Source organism: Synechococcus sp. MW101C3 (genome assembly GCF_002252635.1).
Classification (GTDB): domain Bacteria; phylum Cyanobacteriota; class Cyanobacteriia; order PCC-6307; family Cyanobiaceae; genus MW101C3.
Genome location: NZ_NQKX01000013.1, coordinates 17,116 through 37,160, shown reverse-complemented (window position 1 = coordinate 37,160; position 20,045 = coordinate 17,116). Strand labels below are relative to the sequence as shown.

Genomic DNA, 20,045 nt, shown 5'->3' with positions numbered 1-20,045 from the left:
CCTGGTGGCTGCTTGAACTGCCGTGAAGATGTGGTCGGCGCATTGCGCCCCTTTTTGTGTGAGGACACAATGAAACTCTTCCAGCAACTGCTGCTGGCACCTGCCGCTCTGGGGCTTCTCTCCCCGATGGCCGTGTCTGCTGCAGAGCTCAACCTCGACGGCGTCAACCAGTACGCCTCTGAGGAGCAAGTCACCAGCATCAACCAGTTCTCCGACGTTCAGCCCACTGAGTGGGCCTACCAGGCGCTCTCGAACCTGATCGAGCGCTACGGCTGCGTCGCTGGCTATCCCGACGGCACCTTCCGCGGCAAGAAAGCCCTCAGCCGCTGGGAAGCCGCTGCTCTGCTCAACGCCTGCCTCGACCGCATCACCGAGGTGACCGACGAGCTGCGCCGCCTGCTCAAGGAATTCGAAGCTGAACTGGCCGTGCTCAAGGGCCGGGTTGATGGCCTCGAAGCCAAAGTCGGCGAGCTGGAAGCCAGCCAGTTCTCCACCACCACCAAGCTGAACGGTAAGGCCACCTTCGTGGTCGGCGCCAACTCCTACAGCGGCTCCAGCGACGGTCTTGTGGACGCAGCCCGCGCTCTGCAAGGCGCCACGGCCTTCAACTACGACATCCAGCTCAACTTCGATACCAGCTTCACCGGCAAGGACCTGCTGCGCACCCGCCTGCGCGCCGGCAACTTTGCTGACGGCCCCTGGGCCGGCGGTCCGGTCGTTGGCCTGAACGCCCTTGAAGCTGCCTTCGAGGAGAACTGTGGCACCGGCGCTGATTGCGGCGACGTGGTCGCGATCAACCGCCTCTTCTATCAATTCCCCATCGGCACCGGCTTCACCGCCACCGTTGGTGGCCGTGTCCGTCAGGACGACATGCTGGCCGTCTGGCCCAGCGTGTACCCCGCTGACACCGTCCTCGACATCTTCACCTACGCCGGTGCTCCTGGCGCTTACAGCCTGAACCTTGGTGCAGGTGCCGGTCTGTGGTGGAAGAGCGGTGGCTGGACCATCAGCGCCAACTACGTCTCTGCCAACGGTGACTCGGGCAACCCGAGCGAAGGTGGCATCGGCACCTCTGGCGCAGCCCAAACGGGTACTGCCCAGATTGCTTACACCCAGCCCAACTGGGGCCTGGCTGTGGCCTACGTCTACACCACCCCTGAGGGTGGTCAGGCTGGCCTCTACAGCGGCAATGGCACCCCTCTGGCCGTCACCGGCTTCGGGCTCTCCACCTCGGTGAGCTCGGTGGGCATCAGCGGTTACTGGCAGCCCTCCAACTCCGGCTGGATCCCTTCGATCAGCGCCGGTTGGGGCATCAACGGCCACAGCGCTGACTCTGCTTCCGCCGGTTCTCTCGAGAGTGTGATCGACGGTGCTCAGACCCAGTCTTGGTACGTCGGTCTTCAGTGGAGCGATGTGTTCATCAAGGGCAACTCCCTCGGTATGGCCGTCGGTCAGCCCACCTTCCTCACGAAGTCGGGCGACAACGACACCCTGTCACCCAATGACGGCAACTATGCCTGGGAGTGGTGGTACAAGTTCCAGGTCACCGATAACATCAGCGTGACTCCTGCGATCTACTACCTGAGCGCTCCTCTCGGTCAAGATCAGAAGTTCAACAACGAATCGTTCAGCAACTTCGGCGGTATCGTCAAGACCACCTTCAAGTTCTGATTCTGCCTTCCTTCACTTGAATCGTCTCCTCTGAGCCCCTCACACATTGCTCAGGCGACTACGTCGATTCAAGTGAACCTTGACGAAGCATTCAGTTCTTTCGCCCCGCCATCTGGTGGGGCTTTTTGTTGGCTGGATTCCAGGCTGGGCCCCACTTCAGGGGAGGCATGGAATGTCGCCTGGAATACATGCTCGGGTAGCTCAAGCCAGGCTATACGCGTTGTCAGTTCATACAATTTGCAGGCTTCACTACAGAAGCATCCCCTCAATTGGTGTGAGGACTCTCATGAATCGCATTCAGCACTTGTTGCTGGCTCCTGCCGCTCTTGGCCTGCTCGCCCCCGTGGCAGCTTCGGCCTCAGAGCTGAACATGGATGGCGTCAATCGCTATGCCAATGTCAAGGAACAGGTCACCAGCATCAATCAGTTTTCTGATGTTCAGCCCACCGAGTGGGCCTATCAGGCGCTCTCGAACCTGATCGAGCGCTACGGCTGCGTCGCTGGCTATCCCGACGGCACCTTCCGCGGCAAGCAGGCCCTCAGCCGCTGGGAAGCCGCCGCTCTGCTCAATGCCTGCCTCGATCGCATCACCGAGGTGACCGACGAGCTGCGCCGCCTGCTCAAGGAATTCGAAGCCGAACTGGCCGTTCTCAAGGGCCGGGTGGATGGCCTCGAAGCCAAAGTGGGTGAGCTGGAAGCTACCCAGTTCTCCACCACCACCAAGCTCCAGGGTCAGGCCACCTTCGTGCTGGGTGCTGTCAACGCCGGTGGCAACAGCACGAGTGGGCGCTTCAGGACATCCTCAATCACCAGTGGCAATGACAGCGAGAACTACAACGCTCGCTTCGGTGCCACCTCGTTCAACTATGACGTTCGCCTGAACTTCATCACCAGCTTCACGGGCAAAGATCAGCTCTATACCCGCCTGCGCTCCGGCAACTTCAACAACGCCTTTAATGGCAACGGTCTCAACCTCACCGCTCTGGACATCGCCAGCAACGGCTTTGGTCAGACGAGCTGCACCGGCAACCGGAACTGCTCCGATGTGGTCGGCATCGACCGTCTCTGGTATCGCTTCCCTGTTGGTCGCGACGTAGCGATCACCGTTGGTCCCAAGGCCCGGAACACCGAAATGCTGGCGGTCACCCCGTCGGTGTACGGCAAGGGCGACAAGATCCTTGATCTCTTCACCCTTCACGGTGCTCCCGGCGTCTACAACAAGGCCACTGGCGCTGCTGCTGCTATCACCTGGCGGCAGAACGTTCCCAAGGGCAAAGGTCGCTTCAGCGCCGGCGCCAGCTATGTGGCGCAGCAGGGTGATTCGGGCACTTCGTTCGATGGCAACCCCTTCAGCTGCTCCAGCGATGAAGGTGGCATCGGCACCGATTGCGCCCGCGGCAACTTCCTCGCTCAGCTGAACTACACCACCCCACAGTGGAACATCTCAGCGGCTTACCGCTACGGCCAACAGGCCACCAACTTCCGTCGCGGCACCAACTTCGCCGCTTCCAACAGCTGGTTCCTGGCCAACGGTGATTCCAACAGCGTGGCAGTCAACGCCTATTGGCAGCCCAAGAAGAGCGGTTTCATCCCCTCCATCAGCATTGGTTGGGGTCTCAACAGCCTCTCCGGCAACGAGACCCAAGCCAGCGGCGTTGAGTTCGCTACCCCCTTCGTGAGCGAGTCGCAAAGCTGGTTCGTCGGCTTGGAATGGTCTGATGTGTTCGCCAAGGGCAACGCCGCCGGTATGGCGGTGGGCCAGCCGGTGTTCGCCACCCAGCTGAAGTCCGGCACGACCTCGGGCCTGGAAACCACCCCGAACGACGGCAACTTCGTCTGGGAATGGTGGTACAAGTTCCAGGTGACCGACAACATCTCCGTCACCCCGGCGATCTTCTACCTCAGCCGCCCGCTCGGCCAGCAAACCGGCGCCGACCAGACCTTCAACGTGTTCGGCGGCCTCGTGCAGACCACCTTCCGTTTCTGAAGACCGGCACTCGGTTCAACCTGCCCTCACACACCACCTCACGGCCTCCCGGAAACGGGGGGCCTTTTTTCGCGTTTCCGCCCTCGGCGTGGAGATGATGGCTCCGCTACCGGGCTGTTGGATGGCCGCTTCCCCCACCTCCGCAAACCCTTATGCCGTGCTCGGCGTTGGCGTTCAGGCCAGCGCGGCGGAGATCAAGGCGGCTTATCGCCAGTTGGTGAAGCAGCACCATCCCGATGCGGGAGGCGATGCGGCCACGATCGTGGCGCTCAATGCCGCCTGGGAGGTGCTGGGAGACCATGAGCGTCGCCGGCTTTACGACAGCACCCACAGCCCGGCCCTCGGGGATGGAGGGCCGCCGCCAGCGCGAGGTGCGCGTGTGCAGACCCCAGCCGCAGGCAGCAGGGGTGCGGCCCGTGACGGGGAGTTGCTGGTGTGGCTGCAACGGGTGTATGCGCCGATCGATCGTCTGCTGGGGCAGGTGATCCTGGCCTTCCCGGGTGAGCTGCGCGCCCTCGCGGCCGATCCCTACGACGACGTGCTGATGGAGGCGTTCTGCGCCTTCCTGGAGCAAAGCAAGGCCAAGCTCGACAGAGTACAGATGCTCTACAGGTCCATGGCCTGCCCGTCGGCGGCCAAGGGTTTTGGCCTCAGCCTCTACCACTGCCTGAGCCAGGTGGAAGATGCCTTGGCGGAACTGGAGCGCTACACGCTCGGCTACGTGGACAGCTACCTCCACGACGGTCGCGAGATGCTACGGGAGGCCAAGCAACGCCGCTCCCTCATGAAGGAGGAGCGGCGCCGGCTGGATCTCTGAACCGGCTGGATCTCTGAAACGGTTCAGCAGGCTTCGAGCTGATCGAGCCGCAGCCATACGTCGGGAACAGGCAGGCGCCAGCGCAGTTGGGCGTAATCGCCTTTGACGGCGAGCACTTCGCCGGGACCCTCGAACAGGTAGGCCGGTGGCTGGGGATCGCTGGCCGCCGCTTCCAGGCTGCTGGCATAGCGCGCCGCGCTCACCTTGACCAGGCTGCCTTTCTTGATCGGTGCGGGCTTCGTCGGTGCGGGTGCAGTGTCAGCCATCACGACAGTGATCGATGCGCGCAGGTTAGTGCCCCTCTTCGGTCGCCTTTGCCACCGGTGCCAGCCCTACCGTTGATCAACGTGCGTCCTCCCTGCTGTGCGGCTGTTTCTGCTCGGATGTACCGGCTTCATCGGTCGTGAACTGGTGCCCCTGCTGCAGCGGGAAGGGCACAGCTGCACGCTGCTCAGCCGTCAGCCGGCCAGCTCCAGCGCCAGTGGCCTAGGGCCTCCGGATGTGGCCCGGCTGCAGGGGGATCCTGCCGAGCCGGCCACCTGGAGGCGCCCCGAAGTGCTCGAGGCTCTGGCGGCTGCCGAAGGGGTGGTGAACCTGGCCGGTGAGCCGATCGCCGACCACCGCTGGACCCCGCAACACCGCCAGCGCCTGCTCGACAGCAGGCTGGTGACCACCACAGAGCTGGTTGAGGCCATGGGCCATCTGGGCACCCCGCCCCGCGTGCTGGTGAACGGTTCAGCCGTGGGCTACTACGGCACCAGCCCGAGCGGCAGTTTCACCGAAGCCTCACCACCGGCGGCTGATTTCCTCGGCCAGCTCTGCGCCCAGTGGGAGGCAGCGGCTGATCGAGCCGCAGTGCGCATCCGCGTGGTGAAGTTGCGCATCGGCATCGTGCTCGGCGCTGACGGCGGCGCCCTCGGCAAGATGCTGCCGGTGTTCCGCACCGGCTTCGGGGGGCCCGTGGGTTCGGGCCGCCAATGGATGAGCTGGATCGAGCGCACCGACCTCTGCCGGTTGATCGCCGCCGCCCTGGTGGACCCGGCCTATGTGGGGGCTTACAACGCCGTGGCGCCCACGCCGGTGACCATGCAGTCGTTCGCCACCAGCCTCGGGGACGTGCTGGGTCGCCCGAGCCTGCTGCCGGTGCCGGCCCCGGTTCTGCAGCTCATGCTCGGCGATGGCGCCAAGGTGGTGCTGGAGGGCCAGCATGTGGTGCCCGAACGCCTGCAGCAGCAGGGATTCAGCTTCCAGTATCCGGATGTTGCCGCTGCGCTCGCCGCTGCCACCAGCCCAGGATCCCGCTGAGCACGGCCGCCGCCATCAGCAGCCCGATCGCCGGGGTGAACAGGGGCTCCCACAGCTGCTGAAACAGCTTCAGGGGGGCGTCGACGCTGCGGCTGTGCAGGGCGATCGCCAGGCCGAACCACACCGCTCCGGCGATCACCAGAAACACATTGGCCACCAGGAGGCTGTCGAGCCAGCCCTTCAGGCGAACGCTCAGGGATTGCGGCTCAGACATCGCTTAACACCGCATGGATCTCTCGGGCCATCCTGGCAGCGCCGCCGGGACCCCCGATGCGCTCGTGGCCATTGCGGCGACAGCGTTCTGAAAAGGCAGGATCCGCAAGGGCCGTGAGCAGGCCGGTGGCCAGTTCCGCCGTGCCCGCCAGGCTGTCTTCCGAACCGGGCTCGCCATCGCTGCAGGCCAGGGACGAGCCCAGCAGCCGGCGTTGCGCCTCGGCGAAGCTGACCGTGAATTGCGGTCCGTGGCCCACCAGCTGCAGCACCGGTTTGCCCAGACCCACGGCCTGTTCGGCTGCCGTGCCTGTCATCGAGAGCAGCAGATCGCTCTGCTGAACCACCGCCGCGAAGCCTCCCCATACCAGGTGCAGCACGAGCGGGCCCCGTTTCAGCCGATCGCCCTGCAGGGTCCACCCCAGCGGGGCGGCGCAGCGGCCCACCAGCTCCCGGTGAAGATCCTTCACCAGCGCCGCCACCAGCTCCAGCCGCTGCTGTTGCTGCCAGGACGGCGGCAGCCGCATCAGCACTTTCAGCATGAGCTCCAGATTGCGCAGCGCTTCCGGCAGCCGGCTTCCAGGTAGAAGCCCCAGCAGCCTGGCCCCGGAGCTGCTGTGCGGCTCCAACGGCTGCAGCGGGGGCGCTGGCTCCCGCGCCCGGTCCAGGAATGGATTGCCGAGGAAGTGCACCGGGCGGCCCAGCTGGGCCGTGAGGTCAGTGGCGGTGAGGCTGTCGCGGCTGTACACCCGCTGGAAGCGGCCGCTGCGCAAGCACCAGCCGCAGGGCCAAGGCAGGCGCAGACGCCCTTCGTAATGGCTGGAGTAGGCCACCAGATAGGTGACCACCGGCCGGCAGCTCAGCCAGGCCGCCACCACCGGCAGCACATCGCCGATCACCACGACCAGATCGAAGTGCCGCGCCTGGCAGAGGAAAAGGGCAAGGCGCCTGAGCACGTAGCTCACCTGCCCCTGCAGCAATTCCGTGAGGCGGCCCGCCAGGCTTGTGTAGCCCAGCCCGCCGGTGCTGTAGGTGCGGGTGCGGCCCAGCACCTGTATCCCCGCCTGCCGGTAAGCGTTCCCGTGGCCCACCAGGGGCAGCGCCGCCACTTCGGCCCCGTGCGCCACCAGTTCCTGGCCGATCAGGCTGCCGCTGAGATCTTCCCCATGCCCATTGCTGATCAGCAGGACGCGTTTCGGGACCATGGCTGGGGCCGGCACCGTCCCGATCACCCCTTCAGCCAGGCGTTGACTTTCTCCAGCGAGGTCCAACCGGGACGACGCCGCAGGCCATCGGTGATCGATTCCTGCAGCTCCTCACCCAGCTCCGGCGCCACCGCCGTGACCCTGAGCACCATGTCGATGTGCTCGCGCACGCCTTTGGCGCCGGTTTCGAGCATGGCGACCGAAAGGTTCACGCGCGACTGAGGATCCTGCGGATTGAGCTTCACGGCCGTACGCGCCGACCGCAGCGCCGCCACGGGCTGATCGTCGAGCAGCTGCAGCCAGGCCAGGCAGGTCCAGCCTGCGGCCAGCCGTGGGGCGGCGGCCGTGATCGCCTGGAACTCGGGGATCAGTTCAGCGGGCTCGGCACCTTCCTGGTAGCGGCGGATGGCCTGCTCGAAGGCGGATTCGGTGGAAGCGTCCGTGGCCATCGTGGACACTGCGGCGAGGTAGAGCCCCTCAGATTCCCACGGCATGGAGCAGTGGCTCAGCTCCGCAGGAGGCCTGCATGTCGTGGTGCCGGAGGTCGGTTCAGAGTGCTGGGGTCAGGCCGTGCCATCAAGCCGCTGGCTCAGACCGCGAAGGAGCTGCCGCAGCCACAGGTCTGGCTGGCGTTGGGGTTCGTGAAGTTGAAGCCACCACCGATCAGAGCGGAGCTGAAATCCAGCTGCATGCCATAGATGTACAGAAGGCTCTTTGGATCACACACCACGCGGAAGCTGGGGGCTCCATTGGGTTCGTAGGTATACACCTCATCGTCGGCGCGGATGCCGGCGGCTTCGATGAAATCCATGGTGTAGCTCATGCCGCTGCAGCCACCGGAGCGCACGCCCACCCGCAGCAGCTTCTCCTCACCCTGTTGCCGCATCAACGTGGCCAGCTGCAGCATGGCCGGGGCGGTGATCAGGATCCCCTTGCCATCGCGGCCGGTGTGGGTGAGGGGAGCTGCTGGGGCCGCTGGGGTGGAGCTGCTCATGGGCGGAGCCTGGGGGAAAGGGAAACGTCGTGCGATCACTCTATGGAGGGTGGCCGGTTTTCGAAGCCACGTCCCGCTGACGCCCGGGCCGCCGCAGCCCTGGCGGGAGCGGCCATCCGAACGCCGCCGCCCACTCCGGCTCCATAGAGTCGCCGGGTACGGGAGGTCAAGGGTGCGGGTCGCCATCGTGGGTTCGGGTCTGGCCGGTCTGGCGGCTGCAGTGGATCTCTGCGACGCCGGCCATCAGGTGGACCTCTACGAGGCGCGGGCTTTCGTGGGCGGCAAGGTGGGCAGCTGGGAAGACGCGGGCGGCAACCACATCGAGATGGGGCTGCACGTGTTCTTCTTCAACTACGCCAACCTCTTCGCCTTGATGCGCAAGGTGGGGGCCTTTGAGAACCTGCTGCCCAAGGAGCACACCCATCTGTTCGTCAACAAGGGCGGCGACCTCCGCGCGCTCGATTTCCGTTTCCCCGTAGGGGCTCCCTTCAACGGCCTCAAGGCCTTCTTCACCACACCGCAGCTCGACTGGATCGACAAGCTGCGCAACGCCCTGGCCCTTGGCACCAGCCCGATCGTGCGGGGCCTGGTGGATCCCGACGGCGCCATGGGTGTGATCCGGGCGCTGGATCGCATGAGCTTCCGCGACTGGTTCGTCGGCCATGGCGGCAGCCCGAAGAGCATCGAGCGGATGTGGGATCCGATCGCCTACGCGCTCGGTTTCATCGACTGCGCCTCGATCTCGGCCCGGTGCATGCTCACCATCTTTCTGATGTTCGCCACCCGCACCGAGGCCTCCAAGCTCAACCTGCTGAAGGGCTCGCCGCACCGTTGGCTGCATCAGCCGATCCTCGACTACATCGTTGCCCGCGGCGCCAGGCTCCACCTGCGTCACCGGGTGCTGGAGCTCTGCACCAGCGACGGAGCCAACGCTGAGGGGCAGAACAGCCCTGCCACGGCGGCGCCGCAGGTCACGGGTCTGCGGTTGGGCACGCCCGAGGGAGAGATCCACGTGGAAGCCGATGCCTACCTGGCCGCCTGCGATGTGCCGGGCATCCAGAAACTGCTGCCCAGCGCCTGGCGCCGCTATGAGCAGTTCGACAACATCTATAGGCTGGAGGCCGTGCCGGTGGCCACCGTGCAGCTGCGCTACGACGGCTGGGTGACCGAACTGGGGGACGGCGAAGCCCAGACTGCCGCCCGCTCCGATCTTCAGCACCCCAGCGGGCTGAACAACCTGCTGTACACCGCAGACGCCGATTTCAGCTGCTTCGCCGATCTTGCCCTGGCCAGCCCTGCCGACTACCGCCGCGAAGGCCAGGGCTCCCTGCTGCAGTGCGTGCTCACTCCTGGAGATCCCTGGATCGCCAAGAGCAACGAGACGATCGTGGCGGCCGTCGATGCCCAGGTCCGGGAGTTGTTTCCGTCCGCCAGCCAACTCACGCTGCTGTGGAGCAATGTGGTCAAACTGGCCCAATCGCTCTACCGGGAGGCTCCTGGCATGGAACCGTTCAGGCCTGAGCAACGCACGCCGGTGAGCAACTTCTTCCTGGCCGGCAGCTACACCAAGCAGGATTACATCGATTCGATGGAGGGGGCCACCATGAGCGGTCGCCTGGCGGCCGGGGTGATTCTTGGTCAGCCGGTGGCGATGGCGTCCATCGGCGCGGCGGCCTGACGATCATGGGCCGTTGGCTGGAGCACAGCGTCACCACGGAGATCAAGGCCCCGGTGCAGCGGGTCTGGGAGGTGTGGAGTGATTTGGAGGCCATGCCCCGCTGGATGCGCTGGATCGAGTCGGTGGTCACCCTCGACGATCCGGACATCACCGATTGGACCCTGGCAGCCCAGGGCTTCCGCTTCCACTGGAAGGCCCGCATCTCCCAGCGTGTCGAGGCCCAGCAACTGCACTGGGAATCGGTGGGGGGGCTTCCCACAAAAGGCGCCGTTCGCTTTTATCCTCAGGGCGATTCGCTCACTGTCGTCAGACTGACGGTGAGCTACGAACTCCCTGGGGTGCTCGCACCACTGATGGAGCCTTCCATCCTTGGCGGCATCGTCACCAAGGAATTGCAGGCCAATCTCGATCGCTTCAGGGATCTTGTTGAGCGTGGAGACGATGGCCAGTCCTGATCAGCTTTCCGCTTCCGGTCCCTGCTTCGGGGCTTGCCGTTTGTCCAATAAGCCTGGGAAGACGTTCCTGGCTTCGGCAGCCCTGCTGCTGCTTTCCAGCCTAATGGGGTGCGGCGGCGCCCCCGAGGCGAGTGCGCCGCCTCCGCCGCCTCCCGCCCCGGCACCAGCGGCCCAACCCGCCGATGCCGCAGCCGCCCCTGGTGCTGCGGCCGCTCCCACGGCCGGAGCAGGTGTACTCGCCGGCCTCACCCCCCTGCCCAGCAGGCAACAGGTGCTGGCGGCTGCTCCAGCCGATCGCGCTGATCCCTTCGCCCCGGTGATCCGGCCCCGGCCCACGGGAGCGGCCGCTGCTGCCGGCGGCGATCCCACCCGTCCGGCCGCTCCGGCGCCCCTGCGCCTCCCCGATGATTTTCGCTTCAGCGGCGTGATTGACATTTCGGGTGTGCCCCAGGCCCTGGTTCAGCGCTCTGAACAGAGCGGCACCGTGGTGGTCGGTGACCAAGGCGGTCGCTCCACGCGCCTTCTTCCCAACGGCTGGGTTGTCACCTCCATCGATGTCCAGAACGGCAGCCTGCGCATGCGGCAGGGCAAGCAGACGATCAGCGCAGCGCTCAGGCCCTCCTGAACGGTCCGCTGATCCCTGCCACGCAGGCGCGCACCAGCCCCTGAAGGTCATGGGGGTCGGCCTCCGCATCGACCCGGCCCAGCAGCTCCAGGCAGCGGGCACTGGTCTGCGGACCGATCGAGATCAGGGCGACCCCCTCCAGAACCTCCTGCCACGCGTCGCCGAAGCTGTGCTGCAGCAGAGCGCAGGTGTGCTGGACGGTCTTGCCGCTGCTGAACGTGAGGGCATCCACCTGGCCGGCCCGCAGGGCGGCTGCCGTCGCCAGGGGCAGTTCCTGCGGACAGCGCGATTCGTAGGCCGGCACCTCGACCACGCGGGCGCCGGCGGCGGCAAAGGCGTCGCCCAGGATGGTGCGGCCGCCGCTTTGCACCCTTGGCAGCAGCAGCCGCAAGCCCCAGCCTGAAACGGGGAAATGCTCGATCAGGCTGTCGGCCACGAAGGCCGGCGGCACGAAATCGGCCGGGGTACCGAGCCGTTCCAGCCGGCTGGCTGTTGAGGCCCCCACGGCGGCGATCTTCACGCCCCGGGGCCGGTCCGCCAGGTTGCTGCCGATCCGCTCCAGCCGCGCCTCCACCGCCTCCACGCCGTTGGCGCTGGAGAACACCAGCCAATGGAAGTCTTCGAGTTCGGCCAGGGCGTCGTCCAGGGGGCCCCAACTGTCTGGTGGGCCGATCACCAGCGCCGGCAGGTCGAGCACCCGGGCGCCGGCTGCCTCGAACAACCGGCGTGCTTCACCCAGCTGGCTGGCTGCGCGGGTGACGACCACGCAGCGCTGCTGCAGCGGCGGCGACGTCATGGGCGGCGGTGTCAGCGGCTCCGGCACGGCTCAGCCCTCCAGCTTGACGATGGCGCCGGCCTGCTGACGAAGCCGGTCGGCTTCTTCAGCGCGGCCCTGCTGGCGCAACAGGCTGATGGCTGTGCGGAAACTGCCGCGCGCCGCCTCGATGTTGCCACCCAGCAGCTGGGCGGCTGCCAGGTTCTGGTGGGTTTCGGCGTGGTCAGGGGCGAGCTGGCGGGCCGCCTCGTAGGCCTCCAGGGCACCGGCGATGTCTCCCTGGCGCCGGCGGACCAGACCAAGGTTGTACCAACCCAGCGCCACCTCGGGACACAGTCGCACCGCCGCGTCACAGAGACGGTTGGCCTCCTCCAGCGCACCGCGTTGCACCAGAAGGGCAGCAAGGTTCAGCCGCGCCGCCAGGCTGAGGCGGGGGTTGAGGCCGAGGGCCAGGGCCTCCTGGTAGAGCTGCTCGGACCGCGCCGGTGTGGTGCTGGCGTGGCCGATGCCCAGATGCAGCAGCAGCTCGTAGCGCTCCACGCGGGCCGAGGCGGGGCAGTGGGCGAGGGCCGCCTCCAGCAGGGCGAGGCCCCGCTCCCGGTTCCCTTCACTGATCTCCAGGCCGCCCAGTTTGGCGCTGGCATAGGGATCGTTGGGCGTCGCGATCAGCTCCTGCTCCATCGCCTGGCGCAGGCGCTCTGCCTTGCGGCCGGCCAGCAGCAGATCGGGGCGGTAGCCGTCATGCACCAGGCAGGGCTGGGAGCAATCGGCGATGCGCCAGTGGGGTTCGGCCGTCAGCACCGCCGCCACGCTGTCGTCGACCATCGCGTGATACGCCTTGCTCCAGCGGATGCCTGGATGGCGGCGGAACAGGCGGCTCACGTTCGAATAGGGCGACTGCCGGGCGCCCCGCTCGTAGCGCAGCAGGTTGATCAGCAGCACGTCCGGCTGGGCCATCAGCGCCTTGAGGGCCGGCCGCGCTTCCGGCAGCAGCTGCTCATCGGCGTCCAGCACCAGCACCCAGTCGCCCTGCACCAGTTCCAGGGCCGCGTTGCGCGCCGGGGCGAAGTCGCCCGGCCAGGGCAGCGCATGCACGGTCGCCCCCTGCTGCCGGGCGATGGCCACCGTGTCGTCGCTGGAGCCGGTGTCCACCACCACCATCTCCTGCACGAAGCCCGCCACCGAGTCGAGGCAGGCCGCCAGCCGCTCGGCCTCGTCCCGCACGATCATCGACAGGCTGAGCATGGGAGCGGCTCGGGTCTGGGGGCGAGGCTAGTGCCCCTCCCTTACGGGTTCAGTCGGTGAAGCCCCCCTCCAGGGCGCTTCGCGGCAGGCCCAACTGCTCCAGCAGCTGGGCCTGGGCCAGGGGCATCTGGGCCAGGCTCAAGCCGGCCGGGAGGTCGGGCGGCAGCAGCGGCTGCAGAGTTTCCCAGAGGTAGGGGCTGCCGTAGACCGCCAGGCCGGCCAGGCGGGAGGCCGCCAGCAGTTGCCGCACCACGGCGGCCCAGTTTTCCTCGCCGCCTGCGCTGCCCCGGAAGGGATTGCCCCGCACGAACAGCTGGAGCAGCACCGGCCCCTGGGGCAGCCGCTCGATCGCCAGCGGCGCTTCCGGGTCGGCGCGCCAGGGACTCGGGGCGCGGCCATCAATCAGCACCGGCGCGTAGCCCTTGCCCAGCGGGCGCTGCAGCGCCGGCGCCAGTACGGGCAGGAAGGGATTGGCCAGGGCGCTGTCGACCCGGATCAGGTTGACACCGGGCCCCGGCGGCAGGCCGCTGGGCCCCTGGCTGCCGGTGCTGAGCTGCACCAGCTCTCGGCTGAGCTCCAGATCCTCTGCCGTTTCCAGTTGAGCCACCGCGTGGGCGAGCTGCAGCAGGGGCCTGGCTGCCATCGGGTTGTCAGCGGCTGCGGCCGGCGGGCGCAGGCGGGCCAGCGCGGCGTCACGCCGGCTCAGGCTCTGCGTGAGTCGCGCCAGGCTGATCCGGCCGCTGCTGAGGGCTGCCACCAGCGCGTCGATCGCGGTGTGGGCATCGGCCGGCATGAGCAGCAGGTCGGCTCCGGCTTCAAAGGCCAGCACCGCCGCTTCCCCCGCTCCCCAGCGCGCCGCGATCGCCTCCATCACCAGGGCGTCGGTCACCACCAGACCACCGAAGCCGAGATCCACGCGCAGCAGGCCCTCCAGCACCCGGGCCGAGAGGGTGGCGGGACGCTCGGGGTCCAGGTCGCTCAGCTGGAGGTGCGCGGTCATCACCGCGCCCACACCGGCGGCGATGGCGGCGCGGAAGGGTGGCAGCTCGATCGCCTCCAACCGCTGGCGGTCGTGGGGGAGCACCGGCAGAGCCAGGTGCGAATCCACAAGGGTGTCGCCGTGGCCGGGGAAGTGCTTGGCACAGCAGAGCACTCCTTCCGCCTGCGCCGCCGCCACAAAGGCGGCGGCCAGGGCTCCTGCCGTGGCCGGATCCTCCCCCCAGGCCCGCACGTTGATCACCGGATTGGCGCGATTGTTGTTGACATCGCAGACGGGGGCCAGCAGCCAGTTCAGGCCCAGGGCGCGCGCCTGGCGGGCTGTGCAGCGGCCATAGCGGCCAGCCAGCAGCAGCGCCTGCTCCGGGGCGCTGGCGAACAGGCGACCGAGTGCCAGCGGAGGAACCAGCCAGGTGGCGCCCTCGAACCGCTGCCCGACCCCCTCTTCCACATCGGCGCAGAGCAGGAGGGGATGGCGGGCCCAGCCGCTGAGCTGCTCTGTGCGCAGGCGCAGTTCCGCGGCGCTGCCGCCCAGCAGGATCACGCCGCCCACACCGGCGGCAAGCAGGTCCTGCAGCTCGCCGTTGGGAAGCTCCCAGCGGGGATAGCGGCGCTGGCCGTCGCTGAGATGGCCGCTGCCGCGCACCACCAGCAGGCGGGCGACCTGCTCCCGCAGGCCGGGGGAAGGGGCTTCAGTCACCCCGGTCGTCGGCGTCGCTGCCGTCGGACACCGCATCGCCGCTCATCGGTTCCTGATCGCTGCCTGGGGGCACGTCGCCCCGCCGCTCCCGTTCGCGTCCCAGTTCATTGAGCAGACCGAGCACCGCGGTGCCCCGCTCCAGGCCACGGTCGAGATGGAACACCACCTCAGGCGTTCGGCGCATCTTCAGGCGACGGCCCAGCTCGCCTTTCACGTAGGCGCTGGCGGAGCGCAGGCCCTCCATGGCTTGTTCGCGATCGGCGTCGCTGCCGTAGATGCTCACGAAGATCTTGCAGTGCTGAAGATCGCCGGCCACGTCCACATTGGTGACGCTCACCATGCCCAGCGACACCCGCTCGTCCTTGATGCCGTTCACGAGCAGCTCGCTGATCTCACGCCGGATCAGAGCTGCGACCCGCTCGACCCGTCGGGTCTGTGCCATTGCTAAGCCAGTGGTGCTGAGCCAACCATCGCACGCAGCACCAGTGAAAGGCTCACCAGCCCACTCACCAGCGCCCCCACCAGCGCCACGGCGGTGACCGGGTTGCTGCGCCGCCGGGCCAGCGGTTCAAGCACCGAGTTGAACACCCCGAGGCTGAAGGCGATCAGATAACGCGGGTAGCGCGTGACGTTGAGGAAGAACTCTTTCATGGGGCAGGCCTTGGAACGATGGTGAGGAGCAGGAGGCGCGGGGTGCGGGGCAGTGAGGCGCGGGCCTGGGCATGGCTCAGGGGGGGTGCTGAAGCCGAAGCCGACGCACCCATCTGCACGCGGGTCTCGTTTCGATGGCTACTCTGCCGCCACCGGGTCAGGGCCGCCGATGCTGGAACTTCACCAGTTCAGACATTCCGCCTTCTGCGAGAAGGTGCGCCTGATTCTGGCCGCCAAACGGCTGGACTACACCGTGGTCGAGGTCACGCCGGGCTTCGGCCAGCTGGCCCTGTTCCGCCTCTCTGGCCAGCGCCAGGTGCCGGTGCTGGTGGACGGCACTGAGGTGATTGCCGATTCCTCCGCGATCGCTCTGCATCTGGAGGCCCACTACCCAACGCCCTCACTGCTGCCGGTGGACCCCCGCGCCCGCGCCCAGGTGCTGCTGCTCGAAGACTGGGCCGATACGGCGCTGGCGGCCGGAGGCCGCATGGCCCTGCTGCAGGCGATGGGCACCGACAGCGTGGTGCGTGGCGCTCTGTTGCCCGACGCCACCCCGGCTCCCCTGCGCTCCCTGCTGGGTGCCCTGCCGACGGATCTGTTCGCCGGCGTCGGCGAGGTGATGGGCCGCTCGGAGCGCCAGCAACTGCAGACCAACCTTGAGCAACTGGCGGCGCTGGTGAGCCGCCACCCTTACCTGATCGGCGATCAGCTCTCGCTGGCCGATCTGGCGGTGGCGGCCCAGTTGTCGTTGCTGCTGTTTCCCGCCAGCGCCGGTGCGCCACTGGCGGGCCGCGGCGTCGCCGGTGTGGCGGACCATCCCCTGCTGGAGGGGCTGTTCCGCTGGCGTGACGCCATCTACGCCGAGGTGGGTCGGCAGCCTGAACCGGTCAACTCACCTGACCCTCAGACGCCGGCAGCGGCGTCGTAGGAATCCGCTGCAGATCCAGGCTGAAGCGGTGGGTGCTGAGCGGCACGGCCGCCAGCCCGTCCTCCGGCGAGGGGTAGGTGGCCTGCCACTGCAGCGCGCGTAAGCGGCCTGGCTGATCGAACCCTGCGCTGCTCGCGGTGCCGCTGGGCCCAGGACCTGACGGGAACGCAGCCAGCTCGTAGCGGGTCAGGGTTTCCACCCGGCTGATCCGGGTGCCGCCGGGGCTATGCACCACCTGCAGGGCCAGCTCATCGGCGATGAAACGGTCGCCAGCTGCCGCCTCGGTCCGCCGCCCCACCACCGTGGATTCCAGTGACAGATCGCCGCGCAGAGTGGCGAGCTGCCGGTTGGGGTTGGCCGGGTCGTTGGCCACGGTCAGCAACTGGGGTCCCAGCAGCGCCTTGCCAACCTGGGCGGCATTGAAGGCCCGATCCCCCACCAGCTCGCCGCGCCGGTTGCGCGCGAAGCGCACCCGATACGTCAGTGGAGCAGTGCTGCCGGGCGCCACCTCCTCGCTGCGCACCTCCCAGGTGCCTTCAAAGACGTCGGGGTACACCAGGTCGCGGCGGCCGGGGCGCGGCAACGGCGCCGGCAGGTTCCAGTCGGGCCACATGGCCAGCCGTTCCGCCAGCACTCCACCCCCGGCAGGGTTCAAACCCGTCCCCGCGTCCAGCCCCAAGGCAGCACCCGGGGGCCAGATCGCCAGCAGCACCGCCAGGATGGGGCCCATCAGTGCGGCTGCCATGTCCGATCCCCTGCTGCGCGAACTCGATCATTACGTGGTGCTGGAGCCGTCCGCTGCGGAAACCTGTCTCACGGCCGCTGAAACGCTGCGTTGGCTGGAGACCACCCTGGCTGCCATGGCCACACCACCGGCCGAGCTCGCCCACCTGCCCAGTGATGCGGCCCGCGCCCAGCGCCTGCTCGACACCGCCTGCGAGCTGGAGGTGGAGCCGGGCGTGGCTGTGCAATGGTTCGCGGTGCGGCTGGAGGCACCCAGCCGCCCGGACTGAGTCCCCCGGTTCAGGAGGCCGGATCTGACGGACCCTCAGGTGCTTCCGGCGGCTGCGGCGGCTCCTTGAGCACAGCGGGAAGGGCCGCCAGCAGCTGGTCGGCCACGGCCTGCGGCGCGCGGCCGTCCTGCAGCACCTGCAGATCGGCCTCGGCATAGAGCGGCCGGCGCTGCTGCAGCAACTCCCGCAGCCGAGCGCCTGAATCCGGGCTCTGCATCAGCGGGCGGGGGGTGGGATCGGCGGCGAGCCTCTCCAGCAGCAGTCCTTCAGGGGCATCGAGCCACACCACCACGCCTTGCCGCAGCTGTCCCCAGTTGGCCGGCCTTGTGACCACCCCACCGCCGGTGGCCACCACCAGCGAGTGCCAGCTGGCGATGCTGCCGAGCACCTGCGTTTCCAGCTGTCTGAACCCTTCTTCTCCATCGGTTTCGAACACCGCGGCGATCGAGCGTCCGGCCGCTGCCTCGATCACCTGGTCGGCGTCGATGAAGCGGTAGCCGAGCGCTTCGGCCAGGGGCCGGCCGACGGAACTCTTGCCCGCCCCCATCATCCCGATCAGGTAGATGTTCATGCCGCTGAGCCGTTTCCTCAGGGCCTGGTGCGGATGCGCAGGGGCGGCGGACATGGTGGGGAGATGGAACGATGCAGGGAGGAGATCCCTAGGATGACTCCTGAGGCTTTCCGGTGATGACGGCACCTGCCACCAGATCCCAGCGCCATGGCCGCGGCCGCGGCTGCGTGATCACCCGCAGGGCCACCTTCAGTGCCAGCCATCTGTATGTGCTGCCTGAACTCACGCCCGAGCAGAACCAGGAGCGCTTCGGCCGCTGCAGCCTGGCTCCCGGCCATGGCCACAACTACGAATTGATCGTGGCGATGGCTGGCCCGCTCGATGGTGACGGCATGGTGCTCAACCTCTCCGAGGTCAAGCACGCCATCCGGCGTGAGGTCACCGATGCGCTCGATTTCCGGTTCCTCAACGCGTGCTGGCCGGAGTTCGATCTGCGCCGGCCCGAGGGCCGCCTGCCCACCACCGAAGCCCTCTGCCAGGTGATCTGGCAGCGGCTGGCTCCCCACCTCCCCGTGGTGGGTCTGCGCCTCTACGAGCAATCCAACCTCTGGGCCGATGTCCTCGGCGATTCCATGGAAGCCTTCCTCTCGATCCGCACCCACTTCGCCGCAGCCCACCGTCTGGCCCGGCCCGAGCTCTCGATGGCTGAAAACGAAGCCATCTACGGCAAGTGCGCCCGCCCGCACGGCCATGGCCACAACTACCTGCTCGACATCACCGTGCGCGGCGCGATCGATCCCCGCACCGGCATGGTCTGCGATCTGGCCGAGCTGCAGCGGTTGGTGAATGACCTCGTGGTGGAGCCCTTCGACCACACCTTCCTCAACAAGGATGTGCCCCATTTCGCCGACTGCGTGCCCACCGCCGAGAACATCGCGCTGCACATCGCCGATCTGCTGAGCGCTCCCGTTTCCGCCACCGGTGCCACGCTCCACAAGGTGCGGCTGCAGGAGAGCCCCAACAACGCTGCCGAGGTCTATGCCGAGGTGCCGCAGCTGGAGATGCGCCCGCTGGCGCTCGAAGCCCTCGCCTGCGCCTGAGCCACTCCGCCGCCACCCTCCCGCTGCCCCAGCTGCGGTTGGTGCTGGCGATCAGCCTTGATGGCCGCCTGGCTCCCGCCGGGGGCGGTGCTGCCCAGCTCGGCGGTTCCGGCGATCGCGCCGTGCTGGAAGAGTCCCTCGCCTGGGCTGATGGCTGCCTGATCGGAGCCCGCACCTTGCGTGTGCACGGCAGCACCTGTCTGATCCGCGAGCCCGGCTTGCTGGCCCGGCGCGCCGCCCAGGGCCGTTCACCGCAGCCGCTGGCCGTGGTGGTGAGCCGCAGCGGCCAGCTCGAGCCCGCGTTGCCGTTTTTCAGCCAGCCGCTGAGCCGTTGGCTGCTGCAGGCCGCCGGCCCAGCTCAGCCGCTGCCGCCGTTACCTGCCGGCTTTGAGCGCCGGCTGCAGCTGGATCACTGGCCCGCCTGTCTGGCGGAGCTGCGCGCCCTGGGGCTGGAGCGTCTGGTGCTGCTCGGGGGTGCCGAACTGGCGGGAGCCTTGCTGGCTGCCCAGCTGGTGGACGAGCTGCACCTTACCCTGTGCCCGCTCCTGCTGGGCGGGACCCACAGCTGGCTGCCGGCGTCGGCGCTCGCCGCGGCTTCGGCCTGGGAGCTGCTGGAGCACCGCGACCTCGGTGGCGGGGAACTGCTGCTGCGCTACCGGCGCACAGATCCCCTGGCCCCCCGTCAGGGGGAACCCTGAGAGCTGAAGCGGCGCCCGAGATCTTCCAGCGACACATCCTTCAGGCTCTCGGGCGGCAGGCCCAGCAGCTTGGCGGCGCAGCGCTTCGCCACCACCTCGCTGTCGTCGCCGAAGCGGCCGCCCACCATTTCGGTGATCACGCCGAGGGTGCGACCGGTGGCTTCCGATTCCCGGATCAAGCAGGTGCTCACGGGCCCCGCCAGCTGGCGGCAGGGTTGGCGCAGGCTCTGCTCCAGCCTGGTCTCGCCCCCTGCGCCCAGGCGCACACACAAATCGGCCAGTCGGTTCTCCAGCTGGGGACGCATCAGCAGCAGCAGGGGTTGCAGCAGGCTCGCCTGCGCCGGCTGGCCGCTGCCAGCGGTGGCAACGAGCAGGCCCAGCCCCAACAGCCTGGCCAGGGGATGACCCCTGAGGGTTCGGTGGCGCACCGTCATCCGGCTCCTGTGGTTAGTTTTGCGTCCGGCGCGATGCACGAGCGTGG

Annotated in this window: 24 protein-coding genes; 11 read left to right on the top strand and 13 right to left on the bottom strand. The window is 67.8% G+C overall.

What is annotated here, in order from left to right:
* The first annotated feature begins 69 nt into the window (after positions 1-69).
* The 3 genes from CJZ80_RS14485 (at position 70) to CJZ80_RS14475 (ending at position 4,475) form a co-directional block, all read left to right on the top strand.
* Positions 70-1,671, top strand: coding sequence for an iron uptake porin (locus CJZ80_RS14485; RefSeq protein WP_094514843.1), 1,602 nt, complete (start codon positions 70-72; stop codon positions 1,669-1,671).
* A 286-nt stretch (positions 1,672-1,957) separates the two neighbouring features.
* Positions 1,958-3,658, top strand: a complete 1,701-nt coding sequence (locus CJZ80_RS14480) for an iron uptake porin (protein ID WP_094514840.1) — start codon at positions 1,958-1,960, stop codon at positions 3,656-3,658.
* A 121-nt stretch (positions 3,659-3,779) separates the two neighbouring features.
* Complete coding sequence (locus CJZ80_RS14475) at positions 3,780-4,475, top strand: J domain-containing protein (RefSeq protein ID WP_094514838.1); 696 nt, start codon at positions 3,780-3,782, stop codon at positions 4,473-4,475.
* A gap of 23 nt (positions 4,476-4,498) precedes the next feature.
* Here CJZ80_RS14475 and ndhO read toward each other — a convergent pair whose 3' ends face one another.
* A complete protein-coding gene (ndhO, locus tag CJZ80_RS14470; protein WP_094514834.1) occupies positions 4,499-4,741 on the bottom strand; it encodes an NAD(P)H-quinone oxidoreductase subunit O in 243 nt (80 codons plus the stop codon).
* Positions 4,742-4,838: 97 nt separating this feature from the next.
* Here ndhO and CJZ80_RS14465 point away from each other — a divergent pair, with 97 nt between their 5' ends.
* On the top strand, positions 4,839-5,780 hold the full coding sequence (locus CJZ80_RS14465) for a TIGR01777 family oxidoreductase (protein WP_094514830.1): 942 nt from the start codon (positions 4,839-4,841) through the stop codon (positions 5,778-5,780).
* Here the strand turns inward: CJZ80_RS14465 and CJZ80_RS14460 are convergent.
* From CJZ80_RS14460 to CJZ80_RS14445, 4 genes are all read right to left on the bottom strand, one after another.
* Positions 5,716-5,994 (bottom strand): hypothetical protein, encoded by a 279-nt coding sequence (locus CJZ80_RS14460; RefSeq protein WP_094514828.1) that lies wholly within the window; start codon positions 5,992-5,994, stop codon positions 5,716-5,718. The genes CJZ80_RS14465 and CJZ80_RS14460 overlap by 65 nt on opposite strands.
* A complete protein-coding gene (locus CJZ80_RS14455) occupies positions 5,987-7,195 on the bottom strand; it encodes a lipid-A-disaccharide synthase-related protein (protein WP_094514825.1) in 1,209 nt (402 codons plus the stop codon). Before CJZ80_RS14455 ends, CJZ80_RS14460 begins: the two co-directional genes overlap by 8 nt.
* Positions 7,196-7,218: 23 nt before the next feature.
* Positions 7,219-7,644, bottom strand: coding sequence for a hypothetical protein (locus CJZ80_RS14450; protein WP_094514866.1), 426 nt, complete (start codon positions 7,642-7,644; stop codon positions 7,219-7,221).
* Positions 7,645-7,784: 140 nt separating this feature from the next.
* Complete coding sequence (locus tag CJZ80_RS14445; RefSeq protein WP_094514822.1) at positions 7,785-8,189, bottom strand: iron-sulfur cluster assembly accessory protein; 405 nt, start codon at positions 8,187-8,189, stop codon at positions 7,785-7,787.
* Positions 8,190-8,361: 172 nt separating this feature from the next.
* On the opposite strand from CJZ80_RS14445, the gene zds reads away from it, so the two are divergent.
* From zds to CJZ80_RS15505, 3 genes are read left to right on the top strand one after another with little or no spacing between them, the layout of a single operon-like run.
* Positions 8,362-9,867 (top strand): 9,9'-di-cis-zeta-carotene desaturase, encoded by a 1,506-nt coding sequence (gene zds, locus CJZ80_RS14440; RefSeq protein ID WP_094514819.1) that lies wholly within the window; start codon positions 8,362-8,364, stop codon positions 9,865-9,867.
* Positions 9,868-9,872: 5 nt separating this feature from the next.
* Positions 9,873-10,322 (top strand): SRPBCC family protein, encoded by a 450-nt coding sequence (locus CJZ80_RS14435; RefSeq protein ID WP_094514816.1) that lies wholly within the window; start codon positions 9,873-9,875, stop codon positions 10,320-10,322.
* Between the two features lie 40 nt (positions 10,323-10,362).
* Positions 10,363-10,947 (top strand): hypothetical protein, encoded by a 585-nt coding sequence (locus CJZ80_RS15505; RefSeq protein WP_198948332.1) that lies wholly within the window; start codon positions 10,363-10,365, stop codon positions 10,945-10,947.
* On the opposite strand, the gene CJZ80_RS14425 is transcribed toward CJZ80_RS15505, so the two are convergent.
* Genes CJZ80_RS14425 through CJZ80_RS14405 form a run of 5 tightly spaced genes read right to left on the bottom strand, consistent with a single transcriptional unit; the run spans position 10,934 to position 15,314 of the window.
* Positions 10,934-11,743 (bottom strand): uroporphyrinogen-III synthase, encoded by an 810-nt coding sequence (locus CJZ80_RS14425; protein ID WP_094514813.1) that lies wholly within the window; start codon positions 11,741-11,743, stop codon positions 10,934-10,936. The two genes, CJZ80_RS15505 and CJZ80_RS14425, sit on opposite strands and share 14 nt — an antisense overlap.
* Positions 11,744-11,773: 30 nt before the next feature.
* Positions 11,774-12,967 carry a glycosyltransferase gene (locus CJZ80_RS14420; RefSeq protein ID WP_094514811.1) on the bottom strand — a complete coding sequence of 398 codons (1,194 nt, stop codon included), beginning with the start codon at positions 12,965-12,967 and terminating at the stop codon, positions 11,774-11,776.
* A gap of 49 nt (positions 12,968-13,016) precedes the next feature.
* Positions 13,017-14,699, bottom strand: a complete 1,683-nt coding sequence (locus CJZ80_RS14415) for a glycoside hydrolase family 3 N-terminal domain-containing protein (RefSeq protein WP_094514809.1) — start codon at positions 14,697-14,699, stop codon at positions 13,017-13,019.
* Positions 14,656-15,105 (bottom strand): 30S ribosome-binding factor RbfA, encoded by a 450-nt coding sequence (rbfA, locus tag CJZ80_RS14410; protein WP_094514807.1) that lies wholly within the window; start codon positions 15,103-15,105, stop codon positions 14,656-14,658. Before rbfA ends, CJZ80_RS14415 begins: the two co-directional genes overlap by 44 nt.
* Before the next feature lie 2 nt (positions 15,106-15,107).
* Positions 15,108-15,314: a DUF751 family protein gene (locus CJZ80_RS14405; RefSeq protein ID WP_094514805.1), complete on the bottom strand. Its 207-nt coding sequence runs from the start codon at positions 15,312-15,314 to the stop codon at positions 15,108-15,110.
* 169 nt (positions 15,315-15,483) lie between these two features.
* On the opposite strand from CJZ80_RS14405, the gene CJZ80_RS14400 reads away from it, so the two are divergent.
* Positions 15,484-16,242, top strand: a complete 759-nt coding sequence (locus CJZ80_RS14400) for a glutathione S-transferase family protein (RefSeq protein WP_094514803.1) — start codon at positions 15,484-15,486, stop codon at positions 16,240-16,242.
* On the opposite strand, the gene CJZ80_RS14395 is transcribed toward CJZ80_RS14400, so the two are convergent.
* Positions 16,202-16,987, bottom strand: coding sequence for a DUF6816 family protein (locus tag CJZ80_RS14395; RefSeq protein ID WP_094514800.1), 786 nt, complete (start codon positions 16,985-16,987; stop codon positions 16,202-16,204). The genes CJZ80_RS14400 and CJZ80_RS14395 overlap by 41 nt on opposite strands.
* Here CJZ80_RS14395 and CJZ80_RS14390 point away from each other — a divergent pair.
* A complete protein-coding gene (locus tag CJZ80_RS14390; RefSeq protein ID WP_094514798.1) occupies positions 16,986-17,255 on the top strand; it encodes a chlororespiratory reduction protein 7 in 270 nt (89 codons plus the stop codon). The two genes, CJZ80_RS14395 and CJZ80_RS14390, sit on opposite strands and share 2 nt — an antisense overlap.
* Before the next feature lie 10 nt (positions 17,256-17,265).
* Here the strand turns inward: CJZ80_RS14390 and CJZ80_RS14385 are convergent, their stop codons facing one another.
* Positions 17,266-17,880 carry a shikimate kinase gene (locus CJZ80_RS14385; protein WP_094514793.1) on the bottom strand — a complete coding sequence of 205 codons (615 nt, stop codon included), beginning with the start codon at positions 17,878-17,880 and terminating at the stop codon, positions 17,266-17,268.
* A 62-nt stretch (positions 17,881-17,942) separates the two neighbouring features.
* Here CJZ80_RS14385 and CJZ80_RS14380 point away from each other — a divergent pair, with 62 nt between their 5' ends.
* Positions 17,943-18,866, top strand: a complete 924-nt coding sequence (locus CJZ80_RS14380; RefSeq protein ID WP_094514789.1) for a 6-carboxytetrahydropterin synthase — start codon at positions 17,943-17,945, stop codon at positions 18,864-18,866.
* Positions 18,857-19,564: a dihydrofolate reductase family protein gene (locus CJZ80_RS14375; protein ID WP_369803111.1), complete on the top strand. Its 708-nt coding sequence runs from the start codon at positions 18,857-18,859 to the stop codon at positions 19,562-19,564. The genes CJZ80_RS14380 and CJZ80_RS14375 overlap by 10 nt, the downstream gene beginning before the upstream one ends.
* Here CJZ80_RS14375 and CJZ80_RS14370 read toward each other — a convergent pair.
* Entirely contained in the window at positions 19,549-19,998 is a 450-nt protein-coding gene (locus CJZ80_RS14370; protein ID WP_233133141.1) for a hypothetical protein, read from the bottom strand. The two genes, CJZ80_RS14375 and CJZ80_RS14370, sit on opposite strands and share 16 nt — an antisense overlap.
* Between the last annotated feature and the right edge of the window lie 47 nt (positions 19,999-20,045).

What these genes read in the sequence shown, in the direction of transcription:
- CJZ80_RS14485 (WP_094514843.1), top strand. Translation starts at nt 70, where the DNA reads ATGAAACTCTTCCAGCAACTGCTGCTGGCACCTGCCGCTCTGGGGCTT.
- CJZ80_RS14480 (WP_094514840.1), top strand. Translation starts at nt 1,958, where the DNA reads ATGAATCGCATTCAGCACTTGTTGCTGGCTCCTGCCGCTCTTGGCCTG.
- CJZ80_RS14475 (WP_094514838.1), top strand. Translation starts at nt 3,780, where the DNA reads ATGGCCGCTTCCCCCACCTCCGCAAACCCTTATGCCGTGCTCGGCGTT.
- ndhO (WP_094514834.1), bottom strand. Translation starts at nt 4,741, where the DNA reads ATGGCTGACACTGCACCCGCACCGACGAAGCCCGCACCGATCAAGAAA.
- CJZ80_RS14460 (WP_094514828.1), bottom strand. Translation starts at nt 5,994, where the DNA reads ATGTCTGAGCCGCAATCCCTGAGCGTTCGCCTGAAGGGCTGGCTCGAC.
- CJZ80_RS14455 (WP_094514825.1), bottom strand. Translation starts at nt 7,195, where the DNA reads ATGGTCCCGAAACGCGTCCTGCTGATCAGCAATGGGCATGGGGAAGAT.
- CJZ80_RS14450 (WP_094514866.1), bottom strand. Translation starts at nt 7,644, where the DNA reads ATGGCCACGGACGCTTCCACCGAATCCGCCTTCGAGCAGGCCATCCGC.
- CJZ80_RS14445 (WP_094514822.1), bottom strand. Translation starts at nt 8,189, where the DNA reads ATGAGCAGCTCCACCCCAGCGGCCCCAGCAGCTCCCCTCACCCACACC.
- CJZ80_RS14435 (WP_094514816.1), top strand. Translation starts at nt 9,873, where the DNA reads ATGGGCCGTTGGCTGGAGCACAGCGTCACCACGGAGATCAAGGCCCCG.
- CJZ80_RS14425 (WP_094514813.1), bottom strand. Translation starts at nt 11,743, where the DNA reads ATGACGTCGCCGCCGCTGCAGCAGCGCTGCGTGGTCGTCACCCGCGCA.
- CJZ80_RS14420 (WP_094514811.1), bottom strand. Translation starts at nt 12,967, where the DNA reads ATGCTCAGCCTGTCGATGATCGTGCGGGACGAGGCCGAGCGGCTGGCG.
- CJZ80_RS14415 (WP_094514809.1), bottom strand. Translation starts at nt 14,699, where the DNA reads ATGCGGTGTCCGACGGCAGCGACGCCGACGACCGGGGTGACTGAAGCC.
- rbfA (WP_094514807.1), bottom strand. Translation starts at nt 15,105, where the DNA reads ATGGCACAGACCCGACGGGTCGAGCGGGTCGCAGCTCTGATCCGGCGT.
- CJZ80_RS14405 (WP_094514805.1), bottom strand. Translation starts at nt 15,314, where the DNA reads ATGAAAGAGTTCTTCCTCAACGTCACGCGCTACCCGCGTTATCTGATC.
- CJZ80_RS14400 (WP_094514803.1), top strand. Translation starts at nt 15,484, where the DNA reads ATGCTGGAACTTCACCAGTTCAGACATTCCGCCTTCTGCGAGAAGGTG.
- CJZ80_RS14390 (WP_094514798.1), top strand. Translation starts at nt 16,986, where the DNA reads ATGTCCGATCCCCTGCTGCGCGAACTCGATCATTACGTGGTGCTGGAG.
- CJZ80_RS14395 (WP_094514800.1), bottom strand. Translation starts at nt 16,987, where the DNA reads ATGGCAGCCGCACTGATGGGCCCCATCCTGGCGGTGCTGCTGGCGATC.
- CJZ80_RS14385 (WP_094514793.1), bottom strand. Translation starts at nt 17,880, where the DNA reads ATGTCCGCCGCCCCTGCGCATCCGCACCAGGCCCTGAGGAAACGGCTC.
- CJZ80_RS14380 (WP_094514789.1), top strand. Translation starts at nt 17,943, where the DNA reads ATGACGGCACCTGCCACCAGATCCCAGCGCCATGGCCGCGGCCGCGGC.
- CJZ80_RS14370 (WP_233133141.1), bottom strand. Translation starts at nt 19,998, where the DNA reads ATGACGGTGCGCCACCGAACCCTCAGGGGTCATCCCCTGGCCAGGCTG.